This is a genomic window from uncultured Capnocytophaga sp. (genome assembly GCF_937936315.1).
In the GTDB taxonomy this organism is placed as follows: Bacteria; Bacteroidota; Bacteroidia; order Flavobacteriales; family Flavobacteriaceae; genus Capnocytophaga.
This window is the reverse complement of sequence record NZ_CALGWU010000041.1, coordinates 13217-26625: the sequence shown is the minus strand read 5'-3', so window position 1 is coordinate 26625 and position 13409 is coordinate 13217. Positions and strand designations below refer to the sequence as shown.

Annotated in this window: 17 protein-coding genes; all 17 read right to left on the bottom strand. The window is 35.8% G+C overall.

Annotated elements, in window-relative coordinates:
* Window positions 1-6: 6 nt before the first annotated feature.
* The gene (gene msrB, locus Q0162_RS07815) at window positions 7-1152 is read right to left on the bottom strand and encodes a peptide-methionine (R)-S-oxide reductase MsrB (RefSeq protein ID WP_297890799.1); all 1146 of its coding nucleotides are present in this window, start codon (window positions 1150-1152) and stop codon (window positions 7-9) included.
* 58 nt (window positions 1153-1210) lie between these two features.
* The gene (locus Q0162_RS07810; protein ID WP_297890798.1) at window positions 1211-2125 is read right to left on the bottom strand and encodes a ribonuclease Z; all 915 of its coding nucleotides are present in this window, start codon (window positions 2123-2125) and stop codon (window positions 1211-1213) included.
* On the bottom strand, window positions 2116-2427 hold the full coding sequence (locus Q0162_RS07805) for a hypothetical protein (protein ID WP_002678453.1): 312 nt from the start codon (window positions 2425-2427) through the stop codon (window positions 2116-2118). Before Q0162_RS07805 ends, Q0162_RS07810 begins: the two co-directional genes overlap by 10 nt.
* 1067 nt (window positions 2428-3494) lie before the next feature.
* On the bottom strand, window positions 3495-3686 hold the full coding sequence (locus Q0162_RS07800; protein ID WP_126370638.1) for a hypothetical protein: 192 nt from the start codon (window positions 3684-3686) through the stop codon (window positions 3495-3497).
* Window positions 3687-3703: 17 nt separating this feature from the next.
* Window positions 3704-4390, bottom strand: a complete 687-nt coding sequence (locus Q0162_RS07795; RefSeq protein ID WP_297890797.1) for a hypothetical protein — start codon at window positions 4388-4390, stop codon at window positions 3704-3706.
* A gap of 31 nt (window positions 4391-4421) precedes the next feature.
* Complete coding sequence (locus tag Q0162_RS07790; RefSeq protein ID WP_096088626.1) at window positions 4422-4622, bottom strand: hypothetical protein; 201 nt, start codon at window positions 4620-4622, stop codon at window positions 4422-4424.
* Between the two features lie 548 nt (window positions 4623-5170).
* Window positions 5171-6004 carry a hypothetical protein gene (locus Q0162_RS07785; protein ID WP_297890796.1) on the bottom strand — a complete coding sequence of 278 codons (834 nt, stop codon included), beginning with the start codon at window positions 6002-6004 and terminating at the stop codon, window positions 5171-5173.
* Window positions 6005-6260: 256 nt separating this feature from the next.
* The gene (locus Q0162_RS07780) at window positions 6261-6653 is read right to left on the bottom strand and encodes a hypothetical protein (protein ID WP_297890795.1); all 393 of its coding nucleotides are present in this window, start codon (window positions 6651-6653) and stop codon (window positions 6261-6263) included.
* Between the two features lie 56 nt (window positions 6654-6709).
* Complete coding sequence (locus Q0162_RS07775) at window positions 6710-7126, bottom strand: hypothetical protein (RefSeq protein ID WP_297890794.1); 417 nt, start codon at window positions 7124-7126, stop codon at window positions 6710-6712.
* A 21-nt stretch (window positions 7127-7147) separates the two neighbouring features.
* Window positions 7148-7546 (bottom strand): hypothetical protein, encoded by a 399-nt coding sequence (locus Q0162_RS07770; protein ID WP_297890793.1) that lies wholly within the window; start codon window positions 7544-7546, stop codon window positions 7148-7150.
* A 439-nt stretch (window positions 7547-7985) separates the two neighbouring features.
* Window positions 7986-9134: a DUF2062 domain-containing protein gene (locus Q0162_RS07765; RefSeq protein ID WP_297890792.1), complete on the bottom strand. Its 1149-nt coding sequence runs from the start codon at window positions 9132-9134 to the stop codon at window positions 7986-7988.
* A complete protein-coding gene (locus tag Q0162_RS07760; RefSeq protein ID WP_297890791.1) occupies window positions 9109-9462 on the bottom strand; it encodes a toxin in 354 nt (117 codons plus the stop codon). The genes Q0162_RS07765 and Q0162_RS07760 overlap by 26 nt, the downstream gene beginning before the upstream one ends.
* Window positions 9452-9685, bottom strand: coding sequence for a hypothetical protein (locus Q0162_RS07755; protein WP_297890790.1), 234 nt, complete (start codon window positions 9683-9685; stop codon window positions 9452-9454). The genes Q0162_RS07760 and Q0162_RS07755 overlap by 11 nt, the downstream gene beginning before the upstream one ends.
* Window positions 9686-9697: 12 nt before the next feature.
* A complete protein-coding gene (locus Q0162_RS07750) occupies window positions 9698-10183 on the bottom strand; it encodes a hypothetical protein (protein WP_297890789.1) in 486 nt (161 codons plus the stop codon).
* A 28-nt stretch (window positions 10184-10211) separates the two neighbouring features.
* A complete protein-coding gene (gene rseP, locus Q0162_RS07745) occupies window positions 10212-11543 on the bottom strand; it encodes an RIP metalloprotease RseP (protein WP_297890788.1) in 1332 nt (443 codons plus the stop codon).
* Between the two features lie 103 nt (window positions 11544-11646).
* A complete protein-coding gene (gene rlmN, locus Q0162_RS07740) occupies window positions 11647-12699 on the bottom strand; it encodes a 23S rRNA (adenine(2503)-C(2))-methyltransferase RlmN (RefSeq protein ID WP_297890787.1) in 1053 nt (350 codons plus the stop codon).
* Window positions 12696-13298 carry a nitroreductase family protein gene (locus Q0162_RS07735; RefSeq protein WP_297890786.1) on the bottom strand — a complete coding sequence of 201 codons (603 nt, stop codon included), beginning with the start codon at window positions 13296-13298 and terminating at the stop codon, window positions 12696-12698. Before Q0162_RS07735 ends, rlmN begins: the two co-directional genes overlap by 4 nt.
* Window positions 13299-13409 lie beyond the last annotated feature (111 nt).

Here is a 13409-nt window from a genome sequence, read left to right as displayed (position 1 = left end):
CAGTGTTTATTTCTTCTTATTTTTCTTAGTAGTTTTAGTATTAGTATTTTGGGTATTTTTAGTATCTAATAAAGGAAGATATTGGCTATAACCTTCTTTTTCCATATCTTCTTTAGGGATAAAGCGCAACGATGCACTATTGATGCAGTAACGCAAGCCGCCTTTATCTTTAGGTCCGTCGTTGAACACGTGCCCTAAGTGAGCATCGCCTAATTTGCTGCGCACTTCGGTACGGGTCATATTGTGAGAAGTATCCGTTTTTTCAGCGATGAGCTTGTTGTCAATAGGTTTAGAGAAACTTGGCCATCCACATCCCGATTCAAACTTATCGGTAGAGACAAAAAGCGGTTCACCAGTGGTGATATCCACGTAAATACCTTCGCGGAACTCATCGTAATAAGCATTAGCAAACGGACGCTCGGTAGCGCTTTCTTGGGTTACAGCGTACTGTTCGGGGGTGAGCTGCTTGCGGAGGTCGGCTTTAGAAGCTTTTTTGAAAGTCTTCTCGGCAGGAGCGGGATTCGCTTGGCGAGCCAACTCAAACAAAGCGGGTGAAATATGGCAATACCCTTGCGGATTTTTGTCTAAATAATCTTGGTGATATTCTTCGGCTTTGTAGAAATTTTTTAGCGGAAGTACCTCTACCACTATGGGTTGGGAGTATTGTTTTGCCACTATGGCAATAGCTTTCTCGATAAGAGGTTTTTCAGCTTCATTTATGTAGTAGATACCCGTGCGGTACTGAGTGCCGTGGTCGTTGCCCTGTTTGTTGAGAGAAGTAGGGTCGATGATTTTGAAATAGAGGTCGAGTAATTGGTTCAGGTTGATGAGTTGGGGATCGTAGGTAACTTTCACCGTTTCGGCAAAACCTGTATCGCCCACACACACTTGGCGGTAGTTAGGCGCTTGCGAGAGGTTGCCATTGGCATAACCTACTTCGGTAGCGAGTACTCCGCGTATTTGCTTGAAGAAGTGTTCAGTGCCCCAAAAGCAGCCTCCAGCAAAATAAATATCGGTAGTATTGGAGTAATTTTGTTCTTTCATCTCGTTGTTGAGGTTCTTGTTGTTAGTTGAAACTTGTTGAGTAGCAGTTCCATTAGCGCATCCTAAAGTGAAGACACTTGCCAAAAGGCTAAAAAAAAAGGTTTTCATTTGCTGTTGTTGATTATTAGTTTTTCAGTTGGCAATTTCCTCAAAAACAATGCCAATACTAATTTTCAAAAACAAACTTTTTTCCGTCTTCAGCTAAAAAAACATTCTTAAAAACCTCTTGGGCTTCTTGTTTAAACATATTTACATCGGGGTAGCGAGAGGAGTAGTGCCCTAAAATAAGCGCTTCAGCCTGAGCATTTTTGGCGACAAGCCCTGCTTGGTAGGCGGTAGCGTGCATTGTTTTGGCAGCGAGTTCTTCATTGATTTTCAAGAAAGTAGATTCGTGGTAAATCACTCTTGTTCCTCGTATTTCGGTTGCCAAATCTTCTAAATAAACCGTGTCGCTGCAATAGGCGTAACTTTGCGGGCGATGAGGTTCGAAAGTAAGCTCAGTATTAGCAATAGTTTTACCATTCTCTAAAGTAATGTCTTTTCCGTTTTTGATATTCTGATAATCACATACTTCAATCTCGGGGTATTGAGCGATAGCATCCATATTCAGGCGGCGTTCACCTTCTTTTTCTTGAAATAGGAAACCATTGGTATAGACGCGGTGTTGTAGCGGAATAGTGCGCACCAGCACTTTATCATCTTCGTATAAGAGTTCAGGATTTTTAGAAGATAGTTCGTGAAAATACAAAGGGAAAGGCGTGTAAGCCCCACCGAGTTTGAGCACGAGTAGCACCGCTTCTTTGATGCCTTTAGGTCCGTAGATATGCATTTCGGCTTCACGACCAAGGAGTTGGAAAGTAGAAATAAGTCCGAAAAGTCCATAGAAATGGTCGCCGTGGAGGTGAGATATGAAGATGTGCTTGATGCGGGAGAATTTGGCATTGGCATTGCGGAGAGCGATTTGGGTAGCCTCTCCACAATCGATGAGGAACAGATGACCACGCATTTCCAGCAGTTGAGCCGAGGGGCGGGCATTAGAGCGAGGGGTTGCACTGTGGCAACCTAAGATAGTTACTTCCATAAGTCGCGTTCTATTTCGTCGAGTTCAATAAGGTCGTAGGCTTCTTGTAGGGTAGGGGCGATGTGCAGGCTGAGTTCAAAATCTTCGAGAGCCAAAGCGCGTTGTACCACCACCACTGATTTTGCTTGTTGCTGGCTGTACTGTTTTGCAAACGAAGCAAGCGGTTTGAGGTCTTTTTTGAGCCAGTGTTCCTCTTCGGGTAGTGTAATGATAATATGCTGAGGTTTTTGGGTAGCGCTGAATGTTGCCAGCCAAGAGGGGAGTTGTGATTTATTGAGGGTAATTTCGGTAGTTTCTTTCATTAGTACAAATTTCCCGCAAAATTATAAATAATATTTTAAAGGACAAAGGAATCTATTAAAAAAGAGGCAAGTGCGCAGATTATTAGAATGCAAGAGTGGAAGTTAAAAATGAATAGGAATAGAATTGAAAATATAAAGTCTCAAAATTACAATATACACTTTGTCAAAGTACTTAACGCTTGTCGTGTTAGAGATTTTAACAAAGCGTAATGATTTAAACTGTAAAACTTTATTGTTTTAGAGTCATTTCAGTGCTGGCATTGTCTATTTTAACTCTGTCTTTTCCCAATTGGTAGCCTATTGCAAAAAGCATAGTTATTGTGAAAGCAACAGAAAATACTAATCTATTTTTTTTGTCTTTAGTGGTTAAAGAATAGATTAGACATACAGCAGAAAAAATTGCGAGTATCCACATAAAATAATAATTTAAGAGGTTGTTTTTTTATTTACCTAAAAAGCCATTTACAAAATCTTGTGGGTACTCAATAACGCTAATAAGTAAATAAGCAACAAAGAGCCCCATAAGTATATGAAAACTTCGCTTTAATACTGATTTTTCCATAGAGAATAGTTTTAAAATTTGTTACAGAGATGGTTTATAATTATATGTTAGTGTGTTAGGTAGTAGATAAATTCTCCTGTAGCTTTTCCAAATTTATAGATAAAGAAAGCTGATAAACAAACGGCGGCAAAGCTTAACCATTTTTTTTTTAATATAAGGAGATGGACATTGTAAAGTTTTTGTGTAAACTTATCCATAATCCAAGTGATTTATAAATTACTTAGTGAGGTTCCCTATAAATTGCCCCAAAGCATAGAAAGCATTATAGAAAAAAAACCACATTAGGACAGCTATAAATACTGTTTTAGTTATGTTTATATTTTTTGTTTTCATATTATAAAGGTATTAATAATTCGCAACAAAGATAGAAATTCTTTTTTTACGAAGCAAGAAAAACTCGATATTTTTTTTCAGAATGAGATAGCTATACAACACAAATGAGATGAGAAAGCTAATTATCTTTTGTTTTTAGAGTCATTGTAAAAATTAAAAAATACAACAAAATTTAGCTTTGGGTATTATTTTCTTTCCTTTTAGTATCGAAATACAATTTTGAGAAAAGAATAACGAATAAGGCTCCTGATAAGATAGGGGCGATTTTTCCTTGATTGTAAAGGTATCCTATAACAGCATAAATGGTATAGCCCAAAGCGAGCAACAGCATTGTGATAATGAGAATTGGTTTTTGGGGATTCATAAAGGTTAAAAAAGGTTTTATAATGGATTAGTTTTTAATTGAAAATGGAGAGTATTACCGGTCTGTTTATCTAAAAACTTACCTTCTATATCAGTAAAAAAAGCGACAAGAGTATTACCTACAAAGAGTTTGCCCATCGCTCCTCCTAAGGCTTCAGCATCTTCAGGTGATAGATATTGCGTTGTATAATGCACAATATCTTCCCTTATGCCCTCTATAACCGATTTTATTTGAGTAATATACCCCTCATCGTTTAGGGTAACCATAAAATAACATTTATCGTTTTTACTTAACTGCATCATCTCTCTTGTCGCCTTGTCGGCACAAGTGAGTTTCCAAGTATTATCGGACACATAATAGGTTTTAAACTTTCCCTTATTATGTGCATCATATTGATAAAGAGAGCTATACATAGCGTTTGAGGTACGCACAGCAAATTTTAGTAATTCTTTAATCTGGTTTATATCTTTTATATTAGTAGGTTCTTGTTCGCTAAGAGTGCAATTTTCTATTTCGTACGTGTTAGAGGAAATTTTAAAATTCCCTTTACAACTTTTTTCGGTATTACCTGTTATTTGCATAGCAAAACTAATTTCTTTTCCATAAAAAACTAAATCTTTAAAATCTAATTTTTCAAAGAAATCTATTTTTTGTGCAAAAGAGGTATTCACTAAACATATTAGCGTAAATAAAAGATGTTTCATTTGAGAAAATAGAGTTACTTATGAACAAATATTATTCTTGTTGTCTTTCTTTTTGTAAAACAAAACCTATAGAAATAGCTGAAAGCAAACATACCAATGCTGTAAGGCTATTGCTTAATACATCTCTACCATTTAAATTTGCAAAACATAGAAAGGCTATTTCTACAAAAAATCCGATGGTTGCTAACACAAATAAGATGCTTTTTACATCTTTTCTTAAAAAAGGTTTCATAATAAATAAGGTATTAAGATTAAAAATTGAGATTGAAGTGAGTTAATACTTTTTTCTCTGGCTGGCAAAATAGCCAATAACAAAAATATTACTAACTAACACTGTGTATGACAATGCTATTAACCATTTATTGAGTTGATATTCAGCAAAACCATTCATATAAATAGGAATAAATGATATAATGGCTATAGTGAGCAATATATAACGTATGGATTTTTTCATATTATGAAGGTTTTAAAATTTCGCTACAAAATTTAGTTTGGATACAGTTACTAAAGTTATTTGATTTTCTTAACAAGAAGATAAACAAAGTAGTAGAAACATACAGTGCTTAAAATTAGCAAAATGTTACCAATAACACTATACTCTCTATAATCTATTTTGATGATTATTCCTGCTAAAGCAGTAAGGGTACTTAGTATAAGAGGAAAGAATAACTTCATAACAGATTAGGTTTAAAATTTCGCTACAAAGTTAGTAATTAGTTTTTTACAAAGCAAGAAAAAAAGGATATTTAACATTTTATCCGTGGTGGGATAGGCTTCTTTTTATTTGTTTTTTACAATATAATCCTGAAACATTGGGTAAAAATTTTCTTCAAAATATTTTCTTTCTTCTACGGTTAAGGATGTTAAAATTTCTTCGTTAATACAATTGTAAATATTGTAATAAACAGCCGTTTTCTCTTTCCATCCTGTTTTAAACGAAGGGGCATAAAAAACTTCTATAACACTCTGTTTCTTGATTTTATCCTTTAATGCTGCTAATGAAAAAAGGTCGACTTGTTGTTCGCTTATCAAAAGCAGATTATCACTATCTTTTATGATTTCACCCATATCGTTTTTGATTGTTTTTTCGTCTGTGAGCAAAGCGTTTGGCAAAGAATGATTGATGTAATCAATTATTGAAGAATCACCATATTTATAGGCGTTTTTAATGAAAAAATGAGGTTTATATAAGAAAAGTTGGTATAAATATAGATTGTAATCTTCTAAATAATAACCTAATGAATGGTCTTTAAAAATATGATTCAAAATATCATATAAAATAGCTTCATCTTTCTCTTGGATGCGAACTAACAATAGTTTTATGAAAAAAACTTGAGCATATTCTTCTTTTTCAAAATCTTGTTCTTTTAAAAAATTGAAAAACTCCAAGCGAAAATCCTTTTTTTGAAAAGTATCTAATTTTAAATCTTCAATATAGGTGTCTTTGTATTTGTATTGTTTTAATTCAATGTTCTTTATGAATGATGCTGAAGTATTTACCCCTTCAATAAGAGTTGAATTACTTATACTATTCTTTGGGGTATTATCGCCTTTCCCCATTGTACATTTTAAAGCAAGAGATAAAATGATGAAAATGGATATTTTGTAAATCATATACTTAATTTTTTATGAAGAAGCTGTTTTAAAAAATAAAAGTTCCCGAAAATTAGTAATTTGTGTTTGAAAAAAAAGAACACCAAAATTCAGGAACTTTATGCAAAGATACAATAAATCATTGGATTATTAGCTTTTTAAGGGTAGAAAAAAGATTTAGCTTTAATAAAGGAGCGCAACCAGATGTTTATTTTCTTAATGTAACTTGAAATGGGAGGTCATTTCCAAGTTGCTAAAAAACGATTAAACTCATTTATTATAAGATTCTATTTACCCAAGTTTCATTCATATGGGTGGTTATTTCATTATAATTTTCATTTTTGGGTGATACAATTTCAAAATCTAAAAACCAATTTTCTAAACCATCAACATACTCATAAATATGCAGTATATCATTATTTGAGAATCTAATGAAATAAGCTATAGCCTCATCTTCCTTTATTTCTTTTATATAAACATCATCCTTTTCTAACTCAGGATACTCTAACTTTGTCCATTTAGATGTTATTAGGTTTGATTTTTCATTTTTCTTAAACAAAAATTTACAAGAATCAAAGTATAAATATTCAGTATCTTCAAACTCTAATATCATTTTAAGTCCATAATGACCTTCTTCTACTAAGTAATAGATGCCTTTTACTTTTTTCATTACTTTAAAATATTCGTTCTTTTGGTGTTTTTATTTCAAACAACACATCTGGGACATTATCGTAATTTTTCTACATATTGTTTTAGTTCTTCTTCAGGAAAGTCAGATGTCCAATAGGCTTGTAATCCGCCACTATCTAATTTTTCCCAACAAAAATAACAATCATATCTCAATGCTTGTGGAGGAAACAGTAGGCTACATTCTAAAAAATAGAACATTCTACCTTCAAATTCTTGTTGTATGATTTCTTTTCCTCCTTCTATTAAAACTACAAAGGATTCTTCTTCAAAAAAATGTTCTTTCCCTGCTCTTAAATCAAACTGATATACTAAATCATCTACTATTTTATAGATCTTGTCATTTTCCAATCCATAGACATCAAAAAACACAAAACCTTTATAATTTACTTTAATTGTCGTGTCAGCTTCTTTATCATTGCTGATAAATATGAAGCCTTTATTATTCTCTTCCATTTTAATATATTTAGAACATTATCAACATACCACAAATGAAAAATCCAATTCTATTTCCTGCATTTCTTTTATCAAATATATAATATACGAAGGAAGCCTAAAACCTCCATTGTCATAAGATGATACAATAGAACAATATATATTTCCTTTTTTTACATTGAATTTTTTACAAAGCTGAATAATTGTATAGACATCTTCTTTGTGATTCATATCTATAATAATGTTTCTATGATCCTCATTCACCTCAAAGTCTAAATCTAAACTTACCATTGAATGTTGTATCTCAACAAATTGATCAAGACTCATATTCAGCATTCTGAAAGCACAATTCACTTCATCAATACCATTTTCTCTTTGTATATTCATCATAAAATTAATTTTCGCTGTATTTTTTGCACCTATTTGTGGAATATTGCTCATCTGGGATATTGCCTATTATTTAAAAATAGATAATATAATTAATACCAAAAGTATTATTATTAGTATAACTGAATCAAATACCCTCGCTATATTCATTGGGTAGTCATCATTTTTCTTCTTTCTTTTATCCTTTATATAAAAAAGTGTAAGAACTATTAATACAATATAAATAGGGATATATTCTTTTGCTATCATTTATTTTATTTTGAATTGTTTTGTCACTTTCTTTTTGAGTTCTTTTATTCTCAGTACAAGCTCCCAACGTGCATTGGCTGGGCGAAATTAGTTATCAATGGTTATTTTTTTTGAAATATATATTTTAAATTAGATAACCTATAATAGAAAAGTTCAAATGTAAAAGATAAAAGAGGAATAAGCATCAGTTGCCTTTTGTAAAAAAGGTTTTATAATGCTTTACTTTTTTACGAAGCAAGAAAAATTATCTTTTTCTCAATTTCAACAATCCATAAGTGAGCAACCCTAACAACAATGAGGCGCTAATTGCTAAAGTAAAACTTCCTACTAAATATTGTAACAAATTGTTTTGGATATATTCCATTGCTGTGAGGTCGCCTTGCGGCAGAATGGTGCCTCCTACAAAAAAAGTACCTATTTTAAGAGAAGAGAAGATAAGCACAGGTATCATTGGGGGGATACTCACATTTGAGCAGATAAAAGCTAAAGTTTTATTCAAATTGAAGAATACTGCCAAAGTGATAGTAAGTATGGTTTGAAAACCCCAAAAAGGCGCAATGCCAAAGAATACACCTAATGCTACTGAACCAGCTTTCACACTGTCGCTGCTGTCGCTTTCTAATATATCTTCTTTGATAAAGCGTTTAAGGCTCTTTTTTTTGGCATCTCTAAAGAAATTACGCGGCTTGATGTAGAAAAGCGCGATGAGTACCAACACGCTGTTGAGCAAGCTGATACGTATAAAATCGCGGAAAGGTCGAAAATGAGAAACGCGTTCCTCGGGGTCGTACAACACTTGTATAGGTACATTTTTTAGTTGTACCCCATTCCAACTGCTGCGCACTAATATTTCTATCTCAAATTCAAACTTTTCGGTATAATATTTTTTAGGGATGTGCTGCAAAGGATACAACCTATATCCCGATTGTGTATCGGGGAGATTGACCCCCGTTTCGAGGTGAAACCAGAAGTTAGAAAATTTATGTCCGAAGCTACTTTTCTTAGGTACGCCATCTTGGGACATATTGCGGCTGCCTACCAGCAGAGTAGGCTCATTTTCAGCTTCTATAGCGGCTATAAATACGGGGATATCATCGGGGTAATGTTGTCCGTCGGAGTCGATGGTAAGGGCGTAGTCGTAGCCTAAATTGCGGGCTTTGTCAAAGCCTATGCGCAGGGCATTGCCTTTGCCTTTGTTCTTGGGAAGATGAATAATAGTGAGCTGGGGGTAACGCGCGAGTATATCGGGAGTAGCATCGGTTGCGCCATCATTCACTATGATAATATGAGAGGTATAGCGCAACACCCCATCAATCACACGCGCGAGGGTTTTAGCATTGTTATAAGTAGGAATTAAAACGCAAATTTTATTCTTCTCCACGATATTCTTCAACTAATTTTTTAACAATATCCAAATCAACTGTATCATATTCTGATTTGTCATAAATAGAAATGAATGCCACCGACATAGTTTCTTGACAGTCTATTTCTACTAATATTTCGTGAGTAATTACTCTTGCTCCACCACTTTTTCCTTTGTTTTTACTGCTTATGTTTAGTCGTATTTTTCTCAATCCTTCACCTAATGATACTCCTATATTAGGATTTGTTTCAATTTCTTCTTTTAATGCCTCAAAATCCTTCTTTAAACTTTTGTGTTTTTTACATAAAGCCTTTAATTCCTTTGCAAAAGAAGGTATATATCCAAACTTATATTTCATTGAGTAAATCGTCTAAATTACCTAATTTTACTTTACCCTCTCTTGCTTCATTTAGCTCATTTAAAGCATTAAAAAGTTTTTTCTTAAACTTTTTCTGTTGTGGATTTAAAGTTTCTTCACTCTTTTTAATATTAGTAACTTCTATAAAATCAAGAGATTTTATAAAATTTATAAAAGCCTCTATTTTAGATGGTTGCGCATTGATATTTATAGTAAGTTCCATATTTTTATGAGTTTATTGCAAATTTAACTTCTTTTTCTCTTCATCGTTAAACACTTTCGACTTCTTCACAAATCCTGCTATATGTTTTTGTAGTTCAGGGGATTGCTGAGCGTAGTGTGCGAGTATAAAATCCTTATCGGCAGTGATATTGTTGCGATAAGGCACTACTTTGGGCAAGTGTTCTTGTACACTGAGGCGTATGAGGTGAAGTTCAGTATTTTGAGGTTGCTGTTTGAGGGCGTTTTCTAACAGCGGTTTGCCCTCTTTGAGTAGGGCAACTCTGCCACCTCCAAATTTAGCCAGTATCATTTTGCTCGCCCCTTTATAGGCACTTAGTACCACATCGGTAGTGGGAGCATTGGCTATCAGCTCTGCAAAAGCTGTAGCGTTCTCTTTGCTATCGGAAGCTGTAATATAGGCAGCGCGCACCTTTTCAAGGCTCTGCGCTTGCAGAGCCCCCAAACTCAAGAATAATATGATGAAGTAGATGTGTTTCATTTAGTCTATAAGTCTTACCTCTTACCTCTTACCTGTTAAATATTGCTCTATACAAGTCGCTACCATTAGCATATAGCAAGATAGCTATGAGGATTACAAATCCTACCATTTGAGCGTATTCTAATACTTTTTGATTAGGAGCTCTACCTGTTACCATTTCGTAGAGGAGGAATACCACGTGTCCGCCGTCTAAAGCAGGTATAGGCAAGATATTCATAAAGGCTAAAGCGATAGAGAGGAAGGCAGTGATTTGCCAGAAAGAAAGCCAGTTCCAATTATCTTGGAAAAGTTTGCCTATAGAGCCAAAGCCTCCTACTTCACTTGCTCCTTTTTTGGTGAATACAAATTTAAATTGAGAAACATAGTCGCGCAATACATTGTAACCATAGGCAGTTCCGTGACTTAAGGCTGCTCCTAAAGAGTAGTTTTTATGCGAAAGCTGTATTTCGCCTTCTCGTTGTCCTGCCGAAATTCCCATTTTTTTCTTTTCGCCGAGGACTATTTTTAGTTCTTTGGCTACTCCATCGCGTTCTATCGTCACACTCACGGGAGTACCCTCAGGAGCCATTGTAAGGGCTGGAGGTACGTCCGAAAAGTAGTAGATAGGTTCTCCACCAATGTTTACCAGTTTGTCGCCTTTTTGCAAGCCTGCTTTAGCTGCTGGCATTTCGGCTATAACGGTATCGATAATAGCTTTTGTTTTGATGCTAAAAGGAGCGGTTTCACCGTGTAAATAAAGAGTTTTACCTATATTTTCGGGGAGAGAAAGAGTGCGTGTATTGCCGTCAATGCCTTGTACTGTAATCTGTTTGGGGTCGCGCAACAAAATGTGTTTGCTGGCTTCCAATACATTCTCCAAAGGCTTGCCATCGATAGCGGTTACAATGTCGCCATTTTGGAAACCATAAGTGCGCATAGTGCGAGTAACTGCAAAACCATCTTTCACACCTTCGGGTTTGAGGTAATCTTGTCCCCAAGCGAAGAGAATCATTGAGTAAATAAAGAATCCTAAGAGCAAATTCACGGTTACCCCACCTATCATAATGATAAGGCGTTGCCACGCAGGTTTAGAGCGGAACTCCCACGGCTGTGGAGGTTGTGCCATTTGCTCTTTGTCCATACTCTCATCAATCATACCGGCAATCTTCACATAGCCACCCAGTGGTAGCCACCCGATGCCGTATACAGTTTCACCTATCTTCTTTTTGAAGAGGGAAAACTTCACATCAAAGAAAAGAAAAAACTTTTCTACTCTTGTTTTGAAGAGTTTAGCAGGGATAAAATGTCCTAATTCGTGTAGGACTACTAAAATTGAAAGACTCAGAATTAGTTGAGCCGCTTTTATTAAAAATACTTCCATGTTCAGGTTTTAGGTAACAGGTAAAGTTAGTGAGTTGGCGTAGCTGGATATGTGATAGATTCTTATGACAATAAGTGATGCAACACAAATGTTATACCACTTTTCACTCTTCACTTTTCACTTTCTTATTCGCTAATTGTCCGCAGGCAGCATCAATATCTTTACCGCGTGAGTGTCGCACGGTTACAGTAATGCCTGCTGCTTCAAGCATTGTTTGGTAAAGTTCAAGTGCTTTAGGGTCGGCTTGTTGAAACGCGCCATCATCTATGGGGTTGTACTCAATGAGATTCACTTTAGAAGGAGCAAACTTACAGAATTTTATCAGCGCTTCTACATCCTTTTTCTGGTCGTTGATACCCTTCCACACCACATACTCGTAGGTGATGCGGTTTTTAGTTTTTTGATACCAATATGCCAAAGCGTCGCGTAGTTCTTCTAACGGGAATTGTTCATTGAAAGGCATAATACCTGTGCGCACACTACTGATAGCCGAGTGCAAAGATACAGCTAATTTGAATTTAACCTCATCATCAGCCATCTTTTTTATCAATTTGGGTATACCCGAAGTGGATAACGTAATGCGTTTAGGCGACATTCCTAAGCCTTCAGGTGAAGTAATCTTGTCAATAGCCTTTAGTACATTGTTGTAGTTCATCAGCGGTTCGCCCATTCCCATAAACACTATGTTAGAAAGCGGACGACCAAAGAAAGCGCGACTCTGCTCATCGATTACCTTCACTTGGTCGAATATCTCATCGGGCAGGAGATTGCGCATACGTTTTAAGCGCGCAGTCGCACAAAACGAACAGTTGAGGCTACATCCCACTTGGCTGGATACGCAAGCAGTGGTGCGGGTATCGGTAGGAATCAACACCGACTCTACTAATAAACCATCGTGCAGGCGCACAGCGTTTTTGATGGTACCATCGTTACTGCGCTGCATCACATCCACTTTGATGTGGTTGATACTGAAGTGTTCAGCGAGCATCTCACGTGTAGCTTTTGGCAGTGAGGTCATCGCCTCGAAAGTATGCACGCCTTTCTGCCACAACCATTCATATACTTGGTTGCCGCGAAAAGCCTTGTCGCCATTACTCTCAAAAAAAGTGCGGAGTTCTTCCTTGGTAAGAGCGCGTATGTCGCGTTTTTGCATCATAATTTAAAATCCTTTACTACATCTTCTAAAGGCAAGCGCGATTTAGGGTGCAAGTGCAACTGATTGCTGTCCTCGGGGTCGCGATACCCTATTGCCACAGCAAAGAGTGTAGTGTATTGAGAGTCGTTTAAAAGTTTGTCGTATTCAGTATTGATAATGCCCTCCATAGGGGTGCTATCAATGCCCATAGAAGCACAAGCGCTGAGGAAAAAACCTAAAGAGATATACACTTGGTTGTTCATCCACGCATAAAGGCTCACATCTCCTTTAGGTTTCTGTACTTTGTGATAAAATCCAACACCTGCTTCGGTAGAGGCTTTAGCGAGTTTTTCTTCAAATGAAGGCAAAGCACTATTCGCCATAAATACCACTAAATGACTTGCTTGCCTAATGCGTTCTTCGTTGAAGAACGATACCTTAGCGAAAGCCTCTTTGGTAGCTTCATCGCTTATGAAAACAAATTGCCAAGGCTGTGAGTTGATAGACGAAGGTGTGAGACGCAATATCTCTTTAAGTTTAGCGATATCACTATCACTCACACGTTTAGAACTGTAGTGTTTAGTAGTGTAGCGGTTTTGTGCTAATTGTAGGAAATCCATAGTGATTGTCTTTTTAGTTTCAGGCGGCAAAGGTACGGCGTAATTAACAAATAACCAAATTATTAATTAGCAGTGAGTTTCATTAGTTTGTTAGTAGCTAAATATTAATAG